Annotated in this window: 13 protein-coding genes and 1 riboswitch; of the genes, 6 read left to right on the top strand and 7 right to left on the bottom strand. The window is 56.5% G+C overall.

The features are described 5' to 3' along the window. The first annotated feature begins 213 nt into the window (after window positions 1-213). Window positions 214-1,437, top strand: coding sequence for an acetylornithine transaminase (locus tag KTT_RS18130; protein WP_126597335.1), 1,224 nt, complete (start codon window positions 214-216; stop codon window positions 1,435-1,437). 93 nt (window positions 1,438-1,530) lie between these two features. Here KTT_RS18130 and KTT_RS18125 read toward each other — a convergent pair whose 3' ends face one another. Beyond that, a complete protein-coding gene (locus tag KTT_RS18125; RefSeq protein WP_126597334.1) occupies window positions 1,531-3,102 on the bottom strand; it encodes a HEAT repeat domain-containing protein in 1,572 nt (523 codons plus the stop codon). A gap of 618 nt (window positions 3,103-3,720) precedes the next feature. Then, window positions 3,721-3,811, top strand: a riboswitch (ZMP/ZTP riboswitch). 56 nt (window positions 3,812-3,867) lie between these two features. Between KTT_RS18125 and KTT_RS18120 the strand changes: the two genes are divergently transcribed. Next, a complete protein-coding gene (locus KTT_RS18120; RefSeq protein WP_126597333.1) occupies window positions 3,868-5,403 on the top strand; it encodes a glycine hydroxymethyltransferase in 1,536 nt (511 codons plus the stop codon). A 75-nt stretch (window positions 5,404-5,478) separates the two neighbouring features. Further along, window positions 5,479-6,663 carry a phosphoribosylaminoimidazolecarboxamide formyltransferase gene (locus tag KTT_RS18115; RefSeq protein WP_126597332.1) on the top strand — a complete coding sequence of 395 codons (1,185 nt, stop codon included), beginning with the start codon at window positions 5,479-5,481 and terminating at the stop codon, window positions 6,661-6,663. Window positions 6,664-6,860: 197 nt separating this feature from the next. On the opposite strand, the gene KTT_RS18110 is transcribed toward KTT_RS18115, so the two are convergent. The 5 genes from KTT_RS18110 to holB form a co-directional block, all read right to left on the bottom strand. Then, window positions 6,861-8,111 carry an MFS transporter gene (locus KTT_RS18110; RefSeq protein ID WP_126597331.1) on the bottom strand — a complete coding sequence of 417 codons (1,251 nt, stop codon included), beginning with the start codon at window positions 8,109-8,111 and terminating at the stop codon, window positions 6,861-6,863. 491 nt (window positions 8,112-8,602) lie between these two features. Beyond that, window positions 8,603-9,925, bottom strand: coding sequence for an alanine--tRNA ligase (gene alaS, locus KTT_RS18105; protein ID WP_160145957.1), 1,323 nt, complete (start codon window positions 9,923-9,925; stop codon window positions 8,603-8,605). Between the two features lie 627 nt (window positions 9,926-10,552). Then, window positions 10,553-11,479: a hypothetical protein gene (locus KTT_RS18100; RefSeq protein ID WP_126597329.1), complete on the bottom strand. Its 927-nt coding sequence runs from the start codon at window positions 11,477-11,479 to the stop codon at window positions 10,553-10,555. A 6-nt stretch (window positions 11,480-11,485) separates the two neighbouring features. Beyond that, entirely contained in the window at window positions 11,486-12,283 is a 798-nt protein-coding gene (locus KTT_RS18095; RefSeq protein ID WP_126597328.1) for an enoyl-CoA hydratase/isomerase family protein, read from the bottom strand. 113 nt (window positions 12,284-12,396) lie between these two features. Then, window positions 12,397-13,425, bottom strand: a complete 1,029-nt coding sequence (gene holB, locus KTT_RS18090; RefSeq protein WP_126597327.1) for a DNA polymerase III subunit delta' — start codon at window positions 13,423-13,425, stop codon at window positions 12,397-12,399. A 1,150-nt stretch (window positions 13,426-14,575) separates the two neighbouring features. Here holB and KTT_RS18085 point away from each other — a divergent pair. The 3 genes from KTT_RS18085 to KTT_RS18075 all read left to right on the top strand — a co-directional run bounded on the left by KTT_RS18085 (window position 14,576) and on the right by KTT_RS18075 (window position 18,853). Next, entirely contained in the window at window positions 14,576-15,391 is an 816-nt protein-coding gene (locus KTT_RS18085) for an RNA polymerase sigma factor (protein ID WP_126597326.1), read from the top strand. Next, a complete protein-coding gene (locus tag KTT_RS18080) occupies window positions 15,388-17,334 on the top strand; it encodes an anti-sigma factor family protein (protein ID WP_126597325.1) in 1,947 nt (648 codons plus the stop codon). The genes KTT_RS18085 and KTT_RS18080 overlap by 4 nt, the downstream gene beginning before the upstream one ends. 112 nt (window positions 17,335-17,446) lie before the next feature. Further along, on the top strand, window positions 17,447-18,853 hold the full coding sequence (locus KTT_RS18075; protein ID WP_126594639.1) for a transposase: 1,407 nt from the start codon (window positions 17,447-17,449) through the stop codon (window positions 18,851-18,853). Between the two features lie 388 nt (window positions 18,854-19,241). Here the strand turns inward: KTT_RS18075 and KTT_RS18070 are convergent, their stop codons facing one another. Beyond that, entirely contained in the window at window positions 19,242-20,390 is a 1,149-nt protein-coding gene (locus KTT_RS18070) for an acyl-CoA dehydrogenase family protein (RefSeq protein WP_126597324.1), read from the bottom strand. Between the last annotated feature and the right edge of the window lie 10 nt (window positions 20,391-20,400).

The following is a 20,400-nucleotide window of genomic DNA, read 5'->3' as shown; positions in this document are numbered from 1 at the left end:
AGGTTCTTCGTTCCCTTTATAGGCGATATACATCTGGGAGCCGGAGTTTTCCAGGAACTTTTTTCATTGTATGGCAGGGTGTTCTGTTCTCTATGCTCACTACCATGCAGGCATGCCAGCTTTTTCGCGTACCGTTTTATCTATTTGATACCTGAGCAATCTATACAGAATACCAGTAATCAACACTATCTTGGATGAAGAGGAGCGGTCTCTATGACAACAACAGAGCTGAACCAACGCGACTGGGTCTCCCTTGAGCAGAAATATTATCAGGGAACGTTTAAACGCCACCCAATCACGCTCGTACGTGGAGAAGGCACGCGTGTATGGGATAGTGAGGGCAAAAGCTATCTTGATTTTGTGGCGGGTATTGCGGTCAATGTTCTGGGCCATTGTCATCCCGCTGTTGTCGAGGCGGTTCAGCAACAGGTGACGCAGCTCGTACACGTTTCTAACCTCTATTATAATGTACGGCAGATTGAGCTGGCCGAATTGCTCGGCATTCAGAGCGATGGGATGCGCTCGTTCTTTTCAAATAGCGGCGCCGAGGCGAACGAAGGTGCCTTTAAGCTAGCACGTAAGTATGGTCGCTTGCATCGCAATGGCGCCTACGAGATCATCAGCATGGAGAATAGCTTCCATGGCCGTACGATGGCAACAACCGCTGCAACCGGCCAGCCCGCTTACCAGGCCACCTGGGCCCCGCTACCCGATGGATTTAAGCAGGTGCCATTTAACGATCTGGAAGCGGTGAAAAAGGCGACCAGCGATAAGACCGCCGCCATTCTGGTTGAGGCGGTTCAAGGGGAAGGCGGCATCTGGCCAGCTAGCCAGGAGTTCATGCAGGGTCTGCGCGACTGGTGCGATGAGCAGAACCTGGTGCTTATCTGCGACGAGGTCCAGGCCGGCTCTGGCCGTACCGGCAAGTTCTTCAGCTGGCAGCACTATGTGCGTCCCGATATTGTAACCCTGGCCAAGGGACTGGCCGGCGGCGTGCCGATCGGTGCCATGCTGACGGATCCACGCACAGACATATTCGTGCCCGGCGACCATGGCACGACCTTCGGCGGCAATCCCATTGCCTGTGCCGCCGGCATCGCCACCATCAAAACGATCACCGAGCAGAATCTCCTCGACAACGCCACCCAAATGGGCGAGTACTGGAAGGAGAAGCTGGAGCAGCTGTGCGCGAAGTATCCCTTCATCGACAGCCCGCGAGGCATCGGCCTGATGCGCGCGGTGAACGTCAAACACGGTCTAGGACCCGTGATTGTGCAGAAAGCGATGGAGCACGGACTCCTCCTCAACAGCACCAATCCGCAAACCCTGCGCATGATTCCGCCCCTGATCCTGACCACCGCCGACATCGACGAGGCGACCCAGATTCTCGATGCCACGCTGGCAGAGGTAGCCAATCTGCCCGCCGCCCAGGCATAGGAATAAAGACCAGAAGGGCAGGGGTGGGGCCGCAGTCGCGGCCCCACCCCTGCCCTTCTGGTCTTTTAGATAAAGAGGAGAGCCTGCCGCTCTCTATGAGCGTGCGCAGCGCATCGTGATACGTTCGATGGCCTCACTGGCAACGTCCTTCACCGTGCGACACTGCCAATCCGGTTTGTTCGTCGCCACAAGGGTATTATCGGACTGCAGCAAGGTAAGCAGGGGCAGCGTCTGGACGGTCCCAAGGAATCCCAGCGCTTCGGCCGCGTGTGCCCGCACAACCCCGTTTTCATCTTTGAGCAGGTTCGACAAAGGGCCGATGGCGCGCCTATCGCCACACTTACCCAGCGCCTCAGCCCCCATGACCCGTACGCTGGGGTGCGCATCAGATAGTGTACGAATCAGAGGAGGGATTATGCGGGGGTCGGGAATATCCACCAGGGCGCGTGCCACGTGCGCGCGCACATAGTAATGCTCGTCATCCAGCCGTGCCAGTAAAGGTTCCAGAGCGCGGATATCACCAAAGCGGCCTACAGCGGTAGCCGCCGCAGCGCGTACATAGTACGAGAGCCCCTGGCTGGTATCGGATAACCAGGGCAGCAGCACCGCCAGCAAGCAGGAAATATGCCGGGCATAGCGACAGCCGAGCATGCCCAGGGTTTTAATCATATACGAGCGCAAAAAACTGTCGGTGATAGTGGTCAGAGCTACCTTGAGCGGCTCAATGACCCGCTCATCCCCCACGTGGCCGAGAGCCACGATGCACTCCTGACGCACGCGCTTCTCCTGGTCGTGCAATGCCCTTTGCAGCAGCGGCTCGATAGCCTGCTCATCATTCAGGGCACCCAGGGCCTCAATGATCTCGATGCGCTCATAGTAGAGGGAATCCGGTAGCAACGCCAGCAGGGGCGCGACCGCGCCACGATCTCCCAGCAGAGCCAGGGAGTGGATGGCTTCAATACGCACACGCTCCTTTTTATCATTGAGGGTCAGCAGCAGAGGAGTGACCGCGCGAGCGTCGCAGAGCAGTCCCAGTGCTTCGGCCGCCTTGCAGCGCGCGTCTGTGTAGTCATCGTGCAGCATCGCGAGCAAGGGCTCTACCGCCCGATAATCCCCGAGCTTACCCAATGCCTCAGCAGCCTGGGCGCGAACGGTCGGATCTTCATCCCTGGTCGCGATCAGCAGTGCAACCACGGCTCGCTTGTCGCCAAGCTCTCCCAGTGCCTCAGCCGCACAATAGCGCTGATCCACCGACTTACTGGCAAGGGCGGCCAACAACGGCTCCATGGCAACGCTGCCAAACGTGGCCACAGCGCGGGCCGCAGTCAGACTGACCTCGCCAGTCTCGTCCTCAAATAGAGAGATCAAGGGCTTGATCGCCCGTGCATCTTTCAGTTCCGCCAGCGCGTAGATTGTCTCCAGGCGATGCTGCCGCTGCGGATGATATAATCCAATCAAGATATCTGGCAAACGATCATCATTGATATACGTCTCAGAAGCAAGTTGATCAGAGACTATGTCACTATTGAGCGCTGCTGTCAGAGACGCTATTGCATGCTCACATTCGTTTTCCCTTCGTTCCCCATTTGTAGGAAGCTGCACAACATCATCCTCGCTGTTTAGATCAGCGATAAACTGATCTAACGAATGCTCTATATCTATCATAATAGTCCTTAACGATCTCTACACATTGCAAATATATACATTGTATGCTGTTATCACCTTTCTACCTATAGAGGTAAGCCAGGATGCAACATGTCCACTAACATTACGTTTCCAGACCACCTCCCCCTCACAAACTGATCCAGAAGTTTTAAATCTAAATTTTAAATCCAAAAAGGAGCGTTTACTTTTAGGTTCGTGTGTGGAACGGTGTCGCGAAAGTGCCCCGTAGGCGAGCATGGAAGACATGAGAAGCGGTGTCTTGGGGGGGGCCGGGCTGCCGTCGCTGTCGCTGGCAGCCCGGGCGACCTCAAGGGACGCCTCTACAGGGGCATTTCCTTTTTTTGGGGAACGTTTCGTGTTTATTGCCGCCTTCCCTTTTGGCAAGGGGGCAGCGCCCCCCATGCACCAATATAAAACGGGCACGTGAGCGCCCCCGCACAGACGTCCGCCTGCGCGACCGCTTTTAGTTGTGTGAGTTGGTGAGTGAGGCGCGCCTGCGCGCCTCACTCACCAACTCACACAACTAAAAGGTCCCTCTTGACTGTGTTCAGGGGGCTGTTATACTTATATGTATGGAAGGTGATACGTCAGGATCATCTTTCAGGAGATTGAAAATTGTATTCTTCTGGCAACTGGCGATAAGTAGTGGATAACCACGAGGAAGCCAGAAGGAATAGAAATACAACAGTCGCTCGCCTGGGCTGGATATACGAAAAAAACGTTTGCGGACGTTTTTGGAATATTGACAGCAAAGGAGTACCGACGATGTCTACAAGCACTCCCACACAATCCCTGCTGATTCGCTATCTCAATAGCCTTCAGGGTCAATCCCCCGATTCTGCTGCGGCAGCCTTTTATGCTTCCCTGGACCAGGTCAACAGTGTTTCGCCTACGATCGCTGCCAGCATTATTCAGGAGTTGCAGGATCAGCGCAGCAATTTGAAAATGATCGCCAGCGAGAATTATAGTTCGCTCGCTACGCAGCTAGCCATGGGCAACCTGTTAACCGATAAGTATGCCGAGGGGTATCCCAATCACCGCTTCTACGCGGGCTGCGACAATGTCGATGCCATCGAGTCAGAGGCGGCCCAACTGGCGCAACAACTCTTCGGAGCCGACTACGCCTACGTGCAGCCACACTCAGGGGCCGACGCAAACCTGGTGGCCTTCCTGGCGATCCTCTCAGCCAAAGCGCAGAAACCGGTACTGGCCGAGCTGGGTCAGGAAGATCCCTCTAAGCTCTCGCGTGAGGACTGGAACAAGGTGCGTGAGGTGGTTCACAACCAGCGTCTACTTTCGCTGGATTATTATTCCGGTGGTCATCTCACCCACGGCTATCGCCATAACATCTCCAGCCACCTTTTCGACGTCTATACCTATTCGGTCGATCCAAACAGCGGCCTGATCGATCTGGATCAGCTGCGCCAGCAGTTGCACGAGGTCAAACCTTTAATCCTGCTAGCTGGTTACAGCGCCTATCCGCGCAAGCTGAACTTTGCCCGCATGCGCGAGATGGCGGACGAGGTAGGGGCCGTGCTGATGGTGGATATGGCCCACTTCGCGGGCCTGGTCGCCGGCAAGGTCTTCACGGGCGAGTTCGATCCGGTTCCACACGCGCACGTGGTAACCTCAACCACCCATAAGACGCTGCGTGGACCACGTGGTGGCCTGGTACTATGTAAAGAGGAGTTCGCCGAGTGGGTCAACAAGGGCTGCCCCGCTATGCTGGGTGGTCCACTGCCACACGTGATGGCAGCGAAGGCCATCGCCTTCCGCGAAGCCTGCAGACCCGAGTTCCAGACCTATGCCCATAAAATCGTTGAGAACTCACAGGCGCTGGCCGAGGCATGTGTAGAAGAAGGACTCAATGTATTAACCGGCGGGACCGATAATCACCTGCTGCTGATCGATGTGGCTAAAACCTTCGGCCTGACCGGTCGGCAGGCCGAGTCGGTGCTACGCGAGTGCAATATCACGCTGAACCGCAATTCGCTCCCCTTCGATGCTAACGGACCCTGGTATACCAGCGGCCTGCGCATCGGGACGCCGGCGACGACGACGCTGGGCATGGGGCCAGAGGAGATGCGCGAGATCGCCAGCATCATCAAGCTGGTGCTTGGCAACGTCACAGCCGCCAAAACCGCCAGCGGCAAGAAGAGTCTGACCAAATATATGCTGGATGAGCAGATCCTGGCCGAGGCGCGGCAGCGCGTGCAGAACTTGCTGGCCCGTCACCAGCTCTATCCAGAGCTCAACCTTGATCTCGTACAGGCAGAGGTTGTCACGGCTGCCGCTAACTAAGCAATTGATCATCGGGCTATCGCTACTATTGTATGGTAGCGATAGCCGACCATGCAGAGGAAACACAGAGCCATCATGACAGAGAACATACAAAACGAATTGAGCCTACGATATGGTTGTAATCCGCATCAGAAGCCAGCGCGCGTCTTCATGAAGAGCGGCGATCTGCCCTTTACCGTCCTTAATGGCGCACCTGGCTATATCAACCTGCTGGATGCATTGAACTCCTGGCAGTTGGTCAAGGAACTGAAGACGGTACTGAAGCTGCCAGCGGCGGCCTCCTTCAAGCATGTCAGTCCCGCCGGTGCGGCGGTCGGCTTGCCTTTGAGTGAGCAGTTAAAAAAAGCCTACGATGTGGATGACCTGGAGCTGTCGCCGCTGGCCAGCGCCTATGCCCGCGCGCGCGGAGCAGATCGCCTGTCGTCATTCGGCGACTGGGCCGCCCTCAGCGATGTCGTGGATGTGCCGACCGCACGCCTGCTCAACCGCGAGGTCTCCGATGGTGTAATCGCCCCCGGCTATGAGCCAGAAGCCCTGGAGATTCTGCGCAAAAAGCAGAAGGGCCGCTATATCGTGCTGCAGATGGATCCCAGCTATGAGCCGGCCGAGTTTGAGCAGCGCGAGGTCTACGGTGTTACCTTTGAGCAGAAGCGCAATACGGCCCTGGCCAGTCCCGAGTGGTTCAACACTATCCCCACCAAAAACAAGGAGCTGACCGCAGAAGCCCAGCGAGATCTACTGATTTCACTGATCGCACTCAAATATACGCAATCGAACTCGGTCTGCTTCGCGGTTGATGGACAGTGCATCGGCATTGGAGCGGGACAGCAGTCGCGCATCCAGTGTACGCGTCTGGCCGGATCGAAGGCCGCCATCTGGTATCTGCGCCTGCATCCACGCATCGCCGAACTGCGCTGGAAGGCGGGGACCAAACGCCAGGATCGCGTCAATGCCATCGATCTCTACCTGCGCGACGATGTGACGCCGATCGAGCTCGAACAATGGAAAGAGAACTTCGAGGAGGTCCCACAGCGCCTGACGCCAGAAGAGAAGCAGGAGTGGCTCAAGACCCTCAGCGGCGTAGCCCTGGGATCGGACGCCTTCTTCCCCTTCCGCGATAGCATCGATTGCGGCGCCATGTATGGCGTGAAGTACGTGGCTCAGCCCGGCGGCTCGCTGCGCGACGACCTCGTCATAGAGGCCTGCGACGACTATGGCATGGCGATGGCCTTCACCGGCGTGCGCCTCTTCCACCATTAATAGGTTCGGCCCATGCGGCCGATTTCTTCTCCTCGTATGAATCCTCCCGTTTGGTGGACATGGGTGTGCGTGGAGGGAAAATCGGCCGCAAGGGCCGGACATGGGTGTGGGCGTTGTCGTGCGGGGCGAGGAAATCGGCCGCGAGGGCCGAACCTATGACGACGACAACGGCGATGGCGGTCCCGATTGGCGTTACATTACGCTTTTTCGGGGTATGAGGGGACGGCCTCTTCGGCGTCCACCACGGTTTCTTTGCTGGCGGGGCCGTTCCCGACCACCCTGCCCAACAGGAACGTGATCAGGCAGAGGAATACCACAAAGCACAAGCCGATGCGCAGGCTAAAGCTATTGGCGAGGAAACCAATCACGGGCGGCCCTATCAGAAATCCTACATAGCCGCAGGTGGAGACGGTCGCCAGCGAGGTTTCCGCGGACCCACTGGAGTTGCGGCTGGCGGCGCTCAAGACCAGCGGAAACAGGACCGCTAGCCCCAGACCGACCAGGCCCAGACCAACGATCACGATCCAGGTCGAGGGGAATAACAAGCCAAGGCCAAGTCCAATCGCCGCCAATAAGCCACCTATGCAGACCAGCACAGCCGGTCCAAAGCGAGCGGCGAAGATGTCGCCTACGCCACGGCCGATAGCCATGCATAGCGAGAAGACGGCAAAGCCAGCCGCCGCTAGGCCAGCACCGGAATGGACTGTACCATTGAGATAGAGGGCGCTCCAGTCCGAGATAGCCCCTTCACTAATCAAGGCACAGAAAGCGATGGTACCCAGAGCCAGCAGGGTACGCGATGGCCGCACAAACAATGGAGCTTTCTTCTTGCTCGCTGCCCCCTCTTCAGCCGGATTCGCCACAGAAGATGAAGATAACAGGAAGCGGGAGGCAATCAGCACCGTGAGCGCAGCGAGCAGGGAGACCGCGCTAAAGTGGATCAGGGGCTCGATATTGTAGGATGCGAAAATACTGCCGACAAAAGCTCCTGCCAGGGCACCCACGCTGAAGAAGGCGTGAAAAGAATTAAAGATTGGTTTTCCATACTGCTGCTCAACCGCAGCTCCTTGCAGATTCATGGTCACATCCATGGCGCCATTAAAGCCGCCCAGAAAGACCAGGCCCGCGCTCAACGCGATCAGATTGGGAGCCACCGCCAGCAACGGCAGGGTGATAAACAGGCCAATAGCCGACAAAGTCGTAATCAGAGCGCTACCAAAACGGATCGAGATGCGACCGGCGACATTCATGGCTATCAGGGCACCCACGGCGGCTCCAAGCAAGGCAAGACCAAATTGTCCAGGCGGCAACTGCAGTTTCGCCTGGACGGCCGGAATACGCGCCGCCCAGCTCGCGATGATCGTCCCATTACTAAAGAAAAGCGCGATAACCGCGACCCGTGCGATAATCACCCGCCGCCTATCTCCCTGCTCATAACGTGAAATCATAGTAACCTTCCATCACAATTTTTAACATATCAGGCAAGATATAGAACAATACAATAATAAATCCGCATCCATGTACAACCTTTCTTTTATATTACCCGCATAAAAGCGCAAAATCAAGCTTATTAGATGCGTCTTTTTGCGGCGTTTCTTCTTTAACTACGTATTCCCGCCTACGGCGGGGAGAGGGGGAGAAGAGGACTATGGGGACACCCCATGCCCCGGCAGGTGGGGCTGCACGCCCCTCCTGCACCTCCCTACCTTAAGTTCGGCATCCCCATCACCCCTCGGCCTTCGGCGGGGAGAGGGGGAGGTGGGAAACTATGGGGACACCCCATGCCCCGGCAGGTGGGGCTGCACGCCCCTCCTGCACCTCCCCCCCGGGGAGGGAGGTGGGAGAATTTGTGGGGGACACCACCACTCCCCCGGCAGGTGGGGCTGCACGCCCCTCCTGCATCTCCCGCCCAGGGTCATTACAACGTATCAGGGGTGTATTATGCTTTGAAGAGGGCGTGCTGGCGGGAGCGTTGCTGCTGCTTGATGCGTTCCTCTTCGTAATCCTGCACGCTAACATCCAGGCCGCGTTCAGCCAGGATTTTCTGGGTCAGGTCAAATGGGAAACCAAAGGTATCATACAGCTTGAACGCTTCGGGACCCGGCAGCGTGCGCAGACCGGATTGGGTCAGGCGCTGACAGGACTCGTCCAGGTAGCGCAGGCCACGAGTCAAAGTACGCTGAAAGCGCTTTTCTTCCATAGTGAGAATACTGTCGATATCAGTACGGATCTGGAGCAGTTCAGGATACTGCTCGCCAAGGATGTCGACACAGACCTGCGCAGCCGGCGCCAGGAACGGCTGCTCCAGGCCCAGGGTGCGTCCCAGGTACGCCGCGCGCCGGATCAGGCGTCGCGAGACATAGTCGCGACCACCATTACCAGGGGTGATATGTTCCGCGATCAAGAATGCCAGCGCCCGGCTGTGATCCGCGATCGCATTGTACGCGTAGCGATACTGCTGATAATGCGCGTCATCGCGGTGATTAAGCGCCAACAGTCTCTGCAAGATAGGCACGAATAGATCAGTCCCGTAACTACTCTTAACGCCCTGTAGCACGGTTGTAAGGCGCTCCAGGCCCATGCCGGTATCGACAGAGAACGCTGAAAGCGGCGTCAAGCTTCCCTGCTCATCGCGATTGTATTGCATGAAGACCAGGTTCCAGAGCTCCATATAATCGTCGTCATCAGAGTTGACGCCCTCTGGATGTTGCATACTCGGGTCTGAGCCGAGATAGTAGTGGATCTCTGAGCTGGGACCGCAGGGGCCAGTCTCGCCCATCGACCAGAAATTATCCTTAGCGCCAAACGGCAGGATACGCTCACGCCGCACGCCCACATCCTCCCAGATGCGTGCCGCCTCTTCATCGTCCTGATAGACAGTGATCCAGAGACGCTCGACCGAGAGATGAAACACCTGCGTCAACAGTTCCCACGCATAATGGATCGCATCCTGCTTAAAGTAATCACCAAACGAGAAGTTCCCCAGCATCTCAAAAAAGGTATGGTGGCGTGGCGAACGCCCTACCTCTTCCAGATCATTATGCTTGCCCGAGACGCGCAGGCACTTCTGGCTACTACACGCGCGGGCAGATGGCGGCTGCTCCAATCCCAGAAACACATTTTTAAAGGGCACCATGCCCGCGTTCACGAACAGCAGGCTTTTGTCTGACGACAAGACAAGCGGGCTGCTGGACAGGTATGTATGCTGTTTCTGCTGAAAGTAGTCCAGAAAAGTGCGGCGAATCTCACTGCTGTGCATCATTTTGGTTACTCCTATTTTCTGTTGGTGTCGCAGGGGCGCAGATGCGCCCCTGCGACACCAACAACTAAAAACGGTGCGGCCGCGCACGCGGGCGCCCGTGCGGGGGCGCTCACATCCCCCCATATGACGAGAGTTACATACACTCAGGCGTCAGAAAAGAGAGACAAACAAAAAGCCCGCCCTGAGTTGAATTCAACTCAGGGCGGGCTGATAGTTCTTGTATCAAAACCCGTGGTACCACCTGTATTGGAAGCCACGTTGGATATGTGCTTTCCCTCTCATCAGACACGGAATGCATCACACACTCACCCACACAAAGCATGAATAGCGTGTTCACGAAAATGTATTCGATGTCCTGCCCCTGGATAACGGAGGGCCTCCGGCCAGAATTACTTACAACCTGTGGTTGTGTTCGTCCCGCGTCGCGATCCCGCTATAAGAGGATCAAAGGGGGGCATTTCATGTGCTAAACTGAGGTGCCGGACTCTCACCATCTCCGACTCGCTGGCGCTCAGCGCACCATGTCTTCTTCCCTCGTAACGACTACTATTGCATTGTACAGGCAGTATACCTGACCTGCAAAAACATGTCAAGGAATACAGAAATGCGTTTATCTATCCTTTTGTGTTATCTGGGCTGGAGGATGTAGCCGGCGATCTCATAGCCGCGGCCCGGACGTTCTTTGTCGGGCAGGTCTGTGAGCCATTCCCACTGGGACTCTTCGGTGACCTCGAAGACGTCGCGGATCAGGTCGGGCAGGACGCGTGGGACCAGGGGGATGGTTCGGCGGTGGGTGGCGTCGTGATCGGTGCCGTAGACGTCGAAGGCGAAGCCGCGGGTGTCGGTCAGCAGGACGGCCACGCCACCCAGATCGAGCAGCGCGCGCATATGATGGAGGTGCGCGCTAATGACGCGAATCCTGAAGGACTGAGCCGCATCCTGATAACGACGATGGCGCTCCTGGTCCAGCAGCAGATCGGGAGCGACCTGCTGGGCGCGGTCAAGGATATCCAGTAATGGATAACTGAACAGCTGTGTGAGCACGATCGAGCTGACGACGAGGCCAAAGTCACCCGGTCGCAGGGTATAGATCTCAGGGGGATCGGGAACGGGACACTGTTCGAGGCAACCGGCGGCAGCATCGAAGAAGGTCTGGCTGCCCTGAGCGGCCAGAGCCTTCCAGTCCTCACGGCGCAGCAGGCGTGTCAGGTTGCTACTGACGCCGCCGGTGAGGTCGCACTGCACAAAGCGCACCCGCTTGCGCAGCGAGGCGGCCAGCAATTCATCGCGGCCACGCTGCATGGAGTTCAGATCCAGGTCGGCCAGCACCACCTCCTCGGAGGAGCGGCCGATATCAGAGAGCGGCACCTCAGTACAGGCGCCCGCACCCAGTATCAGACTGCTGCGGGAGGTACTCCCATCCCGCAGCATCAGGCCCTTCGAAACGAAGGTGGCACAATTTTTGAGGTGTTGCGGGGCATGTTGACGGAACCATTCGCGCCGCTCTCTGCCCTGCATCTGGCTATTATAAGAAGTAAGTGTATCGATACGCACGATTTGCTATTTCCCGCTATATCTGGGAGGCCGTTTCTGCAGAAAAGCCTGCACGCCCTCACGATGATCGGCAGTCTTCACTGCCCTGGATTGAAATTCACCCTCTAATTGTAGCACGGCCACCAGGTCTTGATCCTGGGAGGCATGGAAAAGTTGCTTGATCAGGCCATAGGTGCGCGTCGGGCCAGCAGCCAAACGCCGGGCCAGCGCGGAGACGGCCTTCTCTAGTTCAGACAGCGGCACGCACTTATTGACCAATCCGATGCGCTCAGCCTCCACGCCGCTGATCTCTTCCGCTAACAACGCCAACTCTAACGCCTTCGCTGAGCCCAGTAAGCGGGTTAGAAAATAGGCCCCCCCACCGTCGGGCACCAGACCGATACGAGCGAATGCCTCCGAGATGCGGGCGTCGCCAGCCGCGATCCGCAGATCGCAGGCCAGGGCGATATTGAGGGAGACGCCGGTAGCGACGCCGTGGATAGCGGCGATGACAGGCTGCGGTAGTTGCTGAATACCCATAATCAAACGATGATAGGCCTGTAGATGTTCACGAACCGCCGAACCATACTCATCAGCCGGGGTGGAGGCAAATACAGAGAGATCCTGGCCAGCTCCAAAGGCGCGTCCCGCCCCGGTCAGCACCACGCACCGGATCTCTCCGTCCCGCGCGGTCTCCTCTACAATCTCAATCAGCTCCTGCACCATCAGATCATTGATGGCATTGAGGACCTGGGGGCGATTCATGACAATTGTCAGCACGCCGGACTCGCGTCGAACCAGCACATGTTGAAAATCGCTGCGCATAGCATAACCTCTTCCATGAATAGCGATGAAGTGTGCGATCAATCAAAATATAGGAAAATCGAAAGAGCAAAAGCCAGCCGGGGGCATAGATACGCAGAAAGATGAGGCTGAACTTACGACTTGATCATTGGCGTGTCCAGCATCAGCACTTCGAGGGCCACCCGCGCGTTCACATTCTGATCCAGAGATTCCTGGGTCTGCAGGATGGCGCGGACCATACGCTCGGCCTCGATTGTCCCGACCTTCACCGACTGCGCCTTCAATAGATCGCGCATATCGACGTTAACGGTAAGGTCAAGGCAACCATTTGCTGCCAATACCATATCACGCCACCACAGCAACCACAACTCAAGCACGTGGCGCAGCTTCTCGGTGTCGGTGCCCAGGCGCTGCACGAAGTCGAAGCGCTGCACCTTCGACACGGTCGGTAGCTTCGTCAGCACTTCTAGCTGGGCCTTGCGCTCATCCAGCAGTTCCTCATCCTCAACGGCCTCTATGGCCCAGCCCAGGCGTCCAGCGGCCAGCGCGGCAACCAGGGTCGCGTCCTCCTCATCTACCTCCCAGTACTGCTGCAGGGCCTGCTTGATCTGCGACAAGGTCAGAAGCTGCATCGTCACCTGCTGGACGCGTGAGATAATCGTGGGCAGAAGTAGTCCTGGATCTGGAACGGTGAGTAACAAGACTACATCCTTCTCTGGTTCCTCAAGCGTCTTGAGGATACAGTTGGCCGCCTGCGTATTCATATCCTGCGCGTTCTCGATGATGAAGACGTTGCGCCGACCCTCCAGGGTACGACGCGCGGCATCCGACTGCAGGGCGCGCACCTGTTCGATCAGGATGGCCTGCTTGTCGGGGGCCCTGCTGATGACATGGACATCCGGGTGATTACCATGTAGTACTTTTCGGCAGGAGAGACAGTGGTTACACGGCACCGAAGGAGAGACATTGGGATCGGGGCCGCCGGTACACAAAAGCGCCTGCGCGAAGCGCAGGGCCAGCAGGCTCTTCCCGATGCGGGCGGGACCCGCGAATAAATAGGCATGGCGCACCTGCTGCGCATCCAGCGTCCGGCGCAGGCGATCCACGGCATGTTCGTGACCAATAATATTCCAGCCAGGTGTCTGTGTCTGAAGGCTTCCCATGCCTCCATAGTAGCAAAATTATAGCTCAATAGCAAGTGATAATTTTCGCTTACATGCTCCCCATGTGCCTGACTCGTCGCATGGAGGCATGTAAGCGCTCCCACACGGGCGTCCGCTACGCGGCCGCGTTGGTTTTGTATGATGATGCGGCAGGGGCGCAGATGCGCCCCTGCCGCATCATCATACAAATGACTCGTGAGCATCGCAGGTGTAAAATCTCAAGCGGGCTGCAGGCAATAATCATGAGAGTCAGGCACGCACCAAAAACAGCGACCAGAAACTGAGAAAATGCTTAGTATTCTTTCGGTCCACTGCATGTCCTACAAAAGATGCAGAAACTACATCAATCTCAGGGGAAATATGATATACTGTCTCCTATAGTGCTCGTTTTAGCGAGCTTTGAAAATCTTGCAGACAGCACATTTCAATGCCGCAAGAGTGCAGGTCAACGCTTTACTACAAGCTTTCATTAGAAGCTTACTGTTAAACAATTGGAATCAATGACCTCTCAGAATGGGTCTTACTCCCGTCACCCTGGGGGCATGTGAGCGCCCCCACTCGCGCGTCCGCTGCGCGGCCGCACTGGTATTTTGAGTTGGTGCATCGGGCGCGGATGCGCACCCGATGCACCAACTCAAAATTGACTCGTGAGCACCGTAGGTACAGAACCTCAGGCAGGCCGCAGGCGATGATTAGAAGTCCGTTTTGGGTTGTAGGATGGAAAGTGCGAATGCGCTCGGATGCATCAACTCAAAACAAACTCCTGAGCGCCAGAGGTGCGGAACTTCAGGCAGCCCGCGCTAGTTGTGTGTTGTGGACTGGGGACGCGGATGCGCTCCCGCTGCATCACATTACAACGGATTTGTGAGCGCCAGAGGTGCGCAATCTCAGGCAGGCCGCAGGCGATGATCAGGAGTCCATTGTATTGTGGGATGGGGGCGCGGATGCGCCCCCATCCCACAATACAACAAACAGGGCGGGGGCGAGAGGTCGTATCTCTTTTTGGGAGCCGTGTACTTCTTTCCTGGAATAATAGGAAATGTCTATTAGCTCATAGCATACTTCGTTATGCTCTGGTATGCTAGCAAAATACCTGTACGCTCCCTTAGAAGTATGTAAAAATCTGCATTATATAAGGCCGATGTAACCGATGGATACCTCTATACGTTTCTACAATGCGAATAGCAAATTGGGTTCATCCAGTGATGAACAGCAAAGCCATTCGACTATTCCTATGCCAGAGGATGAAGGTGGTGTGGAGGAGGCTGACCTCGAAGCGCTTGACGCTTCCGAGGCCCAATCTCAACCAGAAGAACAGGAAGCACCTCCCGAGCAGGTAAATGTCGCCGATTTCGAGGCTATCTTTACCCGGTTTCAGGTGCCCATTACCAACTTCATTTACCATCTGATAGGCAATAGAGAACAGGCGTATGATCTTGCTCAAGATGTATTCGTAAAAGCTTACAAAGCACTTTTAGGAGGAACAGTCGTCCAGCCGGGGGCATTATCGGCATGGCTGTATCGGATAGCGGCCAACACGACAACAGATTCCCTGCGGCGACGGCGCTTGATTTCCTGGCTACCACTCTCTTTGTTTAATGAGGATCGAGGGATCGGGGCGGGTATGGTATCAGATTCCGGCGGGAATTCGGGAGATGGTTTTAACAATAATGAGGAGCATCCTGTCGAGGCGCGTTCCAGTTCAGTCAGCTCGATGTATGAGCGCAATGGATACGATGGCGGACGCTTTGAGAGTCGGGTAGCGGATCGAGAGATTGTTGAGCGCATTTTTCAACAATTGCCACAAAAATATTCAGTGTGCCTCTGGCTTTACGAAAATGACGGTTTATCTTGCGCGGAAATTGCGGAAGTACTGAGTATCAGTCCTTCCGCAGTGAAGATGCGTTTAATGCGGGCAAGAGAACGTTTTATTGGATTGTATCAAAAAGAGGTCGGTGAAGATTGAACTGTCGTCAGGCGCGGGCAATGCTCGCCATATATCGTGAACAAAAACAAGATCCGACGGAGACGGCTGAATTAGAAGATCACCTGGCGCATTGTGCAGAATGCAAAGACGCATACGCTCAATACCAGCTAGTTGGAGAGCGCATACGTTCTATGCCAGCGATCGAGCCAGATCCTGATGCCCATCAGAAGCTGATGCAGGCGTTGGCGGCTGAACATGTGCGCTTCCTACAGCGTACACCAGCTGCATCGACACCGACACCGGTATTTCTGGCACCCTACCTTAAGGATCTCGCCAAACAGCCTGCACACGCTGATTCTCTGGCCGCGTTTTCGACCGCCACCACGGGTCCGCTACCAGTGCTGCAGGTCACGCGACCACGCAGGTCACGTTCAACCCAGCATATCGCCATTATTGGTCTGGCGGCATCTTTCCTGGTCGTGGTAATGCTCGGCGGCCTGGTATCGCTGCTCTTGCTGGCCAATCAGGGGCAGCCAGGGGTGATCCAACCGAACAACAACCAGGCCAGTATCACACATCCAGAGCCTGCTCAGGCCGATACGAACACAGTCTCGACCCAGACCAACTATCCACATATCGCCAGCAGCGTGGTCAGCGCCAATACTATTTATTACTCGGCGTATAATGAGGATGGCTCAAGCTGGATGCTAGAGAAGTTCGACACCACGGGTGACGCCAACGCCACCCATCAAAGCTCTCCATTGCTGGCGACCCCGGCCACACGACCGCTGCTCATCCTGGGCAGCAGTGATAACTGGCTGCTGTGGTTACAGATGGAAGCACCCAAACAGCCCGCGGGCAAACAGTCACACACGGCAACCGCACAGTCGGACAACCAGCCGGGGAAATTGACGGGTGCCTGGAGTTTGAAAGCGCTTTACATCGGCCAGGATGCCAGTACCCAGAATCAACAGAACCCGCAAGACGGCACGGCAGACTTCGCTAAACCACTGACCCTGCGTACAGATACATTTAATAGCTCGACCGTCGCCGACTGGGTGAACACCCCCATTCAAGGAGTCAGCTTCTATACAGACCATGCACTGGTGGCTCTGATCGATAGCAAGGGCATATCGCACCTGCTCAACTACCAGTTCTCCCAGAACGCGCTGGATAAGTCGACCGAACTGGCCAGAGCGCAAGATCAGCATGTACTGACCTCGCCCACCGCGTCCAGCGATGGCCATAGCATCTACTGGTCCGACGAATGGCAGACGCCAGAGAACAAGCTCAATAGCAATATCTGGACCCAGCAGACGGTGCAAGCGGCTCCATCTAAGACGGGACGCTGGATTGATCATCCCGAGACCCAGACCTATCTGTATCGCGATGACGGCACGTCGTTTCGTCCGCAGATTGTCACCGGCACGCTCTTCTTCTTAACAACGAATGGGAGCGCAACAGCCAATGCCACCGTCGCGGCTACAGAGACACCCACAGCGGGAGTAACGCCAACCGCGACGAGCACAGCGGCTCCTACCGCCAGCGCGACGGCGCAGGCGACCGCCACGCCGACCCGGCAAGATCTCTCGAATCTGCTGGCCAATCCAACGGAGATCGATCCCACGGTGATTACACCGCAGATCGATATGGAGACGCCCGGCAAACTGCTGGCATTCACAACCGACGGAGTCACCCCGGTCACAACCAATATCAGTGACAGCGAAGTACTGACGGGATTGCAGAGCGGAGGATCATTCTTGATCTGGCAAAACAGCAGTACCAGGGGTTTCAAGATGTACGATACCAGGGCCAGGGTAATGGTCAATGGGATCGACAGCATTGATCGAACCAGTACCGCACTGGTCTCGGTAAACGGCACGACAGTGATCTGGACCAAATACGTGGCCCCCGATCCCAACAACAGCGATCCGACAGCGCAGTCGAACATAACGTTCACAACGCTGAAATGGCCGAAGTAATCACAAACATGAGACATCCCGAATTTTAAGGTCGGGTTTGTAAAAAGACACCTCCTGAGCGAGACTGAAGGAAAAACAGACCACCATTCAGTCAATCCAGGAGGTGTTGTTTATGTCATCTCAGTATCTCACACCGCTTGAGGAGCCACAAGTTCCAGCATATCCCCCTGCCGAGATGGCGCAGGGATTGTACACTGCTCTGGCTCACTTTCTGGCTCCCTTGCTCATGCAAGCCGATAGCCGCATGGACAAACGACTGGTGCGCACGATGGTGCAGACCGTGGCGGTGATCTTGACCTTCCGTGATCGCGTCAATGGCTTGCTCCTTTCGGAAATGGGCGGCTATCTCGAGACGCCCGACAAAGCTCCGGCAGGAACCAAACGCCTGTCTCGGCTGCTGCATTGTCGCAAATGGTCGGCTGAACTGATCCGCTCGTATCTGTGGCATCGAGCCAGCCAACGTCTCACAAGGTGGAAACAGATGGGAAGGGATGTGCTGGCGCTGTGGGATGAGAGTGCGTGGGAGAAGCCAGAAACTATCGCCTCGGACGACCTTGCCCCGGTGCGCTCGAGTAAGGGCGCTCGACTCACCCATATCAAGAAAGGTTACTACACCCCGCCCCGTGGCCCCATCTTTGTGCCGGGCCTCCATTGGTTGGCCGTGGTCCTGGTCGGCAGCGAGCAGCAAGACGACCCGCCTGAACTAGCCAGCATGCGGTGGTGGACCAGCCGTGGGGCGCGCGCTTCCTTCAAACGCGATGAACAAGCCAAACTGTTACTGCAAGGCGTTCTGCTCTGGGGACGCGAGGTGATGCATGTCTTTGATCAAGGCTTCGCCAGCAGTTTCTGGCTGGGTCTGTTGCTGGCGTTCTCGTTGCGCTTTGTGCTGCGCTGGAAAAAAGATTACCAGCTCGTGGATGCCCAGGGTCAGCGACGTGCAGCCTGGAAAATCACCCGCGGCAAACGAGGATGGCAAGAACGCTGGGTGTGGGATTGCCGTCGTCACCAGTGGGTCATGGGCAGTGTTCTCGCTTGTGCGGTGAGGCATCCCGACCATCCTGAGCAGCCGTTGTGGTTGGTCGTGGCCCGGCGCAAAGGTGGCTTGCCCTGGTATCTGCTCACCGCCGAGTCCATCACCACCGCGGAAGATGCCTGGCGGATTATGTTTGCCTATGCGCGTCGCTGGCAGATCGAACTGACCTGGAAAGAAAACAAGAGCGAATTGGGCTTCCAAAGCCCGCGGCTCTGGGAGTGGGAGACGCGAGAAAAACTGCTGCTGTTGGCGGCGCTGGCCTACGCCTTTCTGCTGAGCCTGCTGGCGCCGTTTTACGAACTCTTACGCCGCTGGCTGTTGCGGCACTACTGTCATCGCACAGGCCGTCATGCCCGGCAAGCACACCAGCCGTTTGCACGGCTGCGCCTGGCCTTGAGTCGGTTGTGGCAACGGATCCCTGCGCGCTGGGAGGAGGTAGCTGGCCGGCCCCGGCCCCAGCCTCGCGTCCAGATCATTATGCTCTGAGGCGGTGTGGAGGTTCCCCACGTGACGAGAGACGCTCTGGTCGGCATCGGCTGACCATGTGGGCGTGTGTCCGGTGTTCATCGGGTACAACACGTCTTGCCAACAGAGGATGCGAATGCGTGCGAAAAGAGCATACCCCTAGGCCCTGTGGAAGCCGCTGGGATGCTGTGGGAGTGGAAAGTCGGTTGACCAGCTCCTTTCTCTTTTTCCGTTTTTTGGCACAGTGGTGCTTTTCAGCGAGCCAAACGGGGAAAGCACGTTGTTCTGCAAGAGAAGAGAAGCGAGCAGTTCTCCTTCAAAAATGGAGAACTGCTCGCTTCTTTCACAAGTTCATCCCTAAAATTTGGGATGTCTCATGTTATACAGTAATGAAATACCTCATCTAAGCTTAGCAGCCGAGCTGTTTGGCGATCAGCATGCGCTGCACCTCGCTGGTGCCCTCCCCAATCTCGTTGATTTTGACGCTGCGCCAGTAGCGCGAGACCGGGTACTCGTCCATGTAGCCATAGCCACCGTGTATCTGGACCGCCTGATCGGCGGCGCGCTTGGCGGTTTCGGAGGCGAACAGCTTGGCCATTGAAGCCTCACGTGTATAGGGCTTTCCCTGCATGTGCAGCCAGGCAGCCTTGTAATACATCAGCCGCGCCAGTTCTATCTCCATATCCATATCGGCCAGCTTGAACTGGATAGCCTGGAACTTGCTGATCGACTGGCCAAACTGCTTGCGCTGTCTGGCATAGCTCAGAGCCTCATCAAGACACGCCTGGGCCAGTCCAACAGAGAGCGCGGCAATAGCTACGCGTCCACCATCCAGGATGCGCAGAAACTGCTTAAAACCGTCTCCAGGACGCCCCAGGATATTCCCCTCCGGCACCTGGCAATCCTCAAAGGCCAGCGGGCGTGTATCCGAAGCTTTCCAGCCCATCTTCTTGTATGACTTGCCAATGGTATAGCCGGGTGTCCCCTTTGGCACAATAAGATTGGTAATCTCCGGACGCCCCTTTGGGGTATGGCCAGTGACGGCGGTAATCGTAACGCCACCAGTCATATCGGTACCGGCATTGGTGATGAAGGTCTTGGAGCCATTAATATGCCAGCAGCCATCCTGCAACACGGCGCGCGTCTGTGTACCGCCGGAATCCGAACCGGCCTCAGGCTCGGTCAGGCCAAACGCCCACAATTGCTCGCCACGGGCCAGCGGAGTCAGGTACTGCTCTTTCTGTTGTTGTGAGCCAAAGAGAAAAAACGGTGTCGCGCCCAGGGATGTATGGGCCTCCATGGTAATCCCGATGGAAACGTCTCCGCGTGAAATCTCCTCAATAGCCAGACAATACGAAAGAAAATCCGCCCCGGCCCCGCCATATTCTTCGGGGAAAGGCAGTCCTAACAGGCCGAGCTCGCCCATCTGGCGAATCAGCGCGTAAGGGAACGAACCGGTGGCATCTATTTCTTCAGCAATGGGCTTGATTTCTTGTTCAGCGAATTCCCTGCATGTCTGACGAATGGCCATCTGCTCTTCATTGAGTGAAAAGTCCATCTCGAGGTGA

The organism is Dictyobacter aurantiacus, assembly GCF_003967515.1.
Lineage (GTDB): Bacteria > Chloroflexota > Ktedonobacteria > Ktedonobacterales > Ktedonobacteraceae > Dictyobacter > Dictyobacter aurantiacus.
Note: the sequence above shows the minus strand (reverse complement) of the source record. Positions and strands in the feature narration are given on the sequence as shown.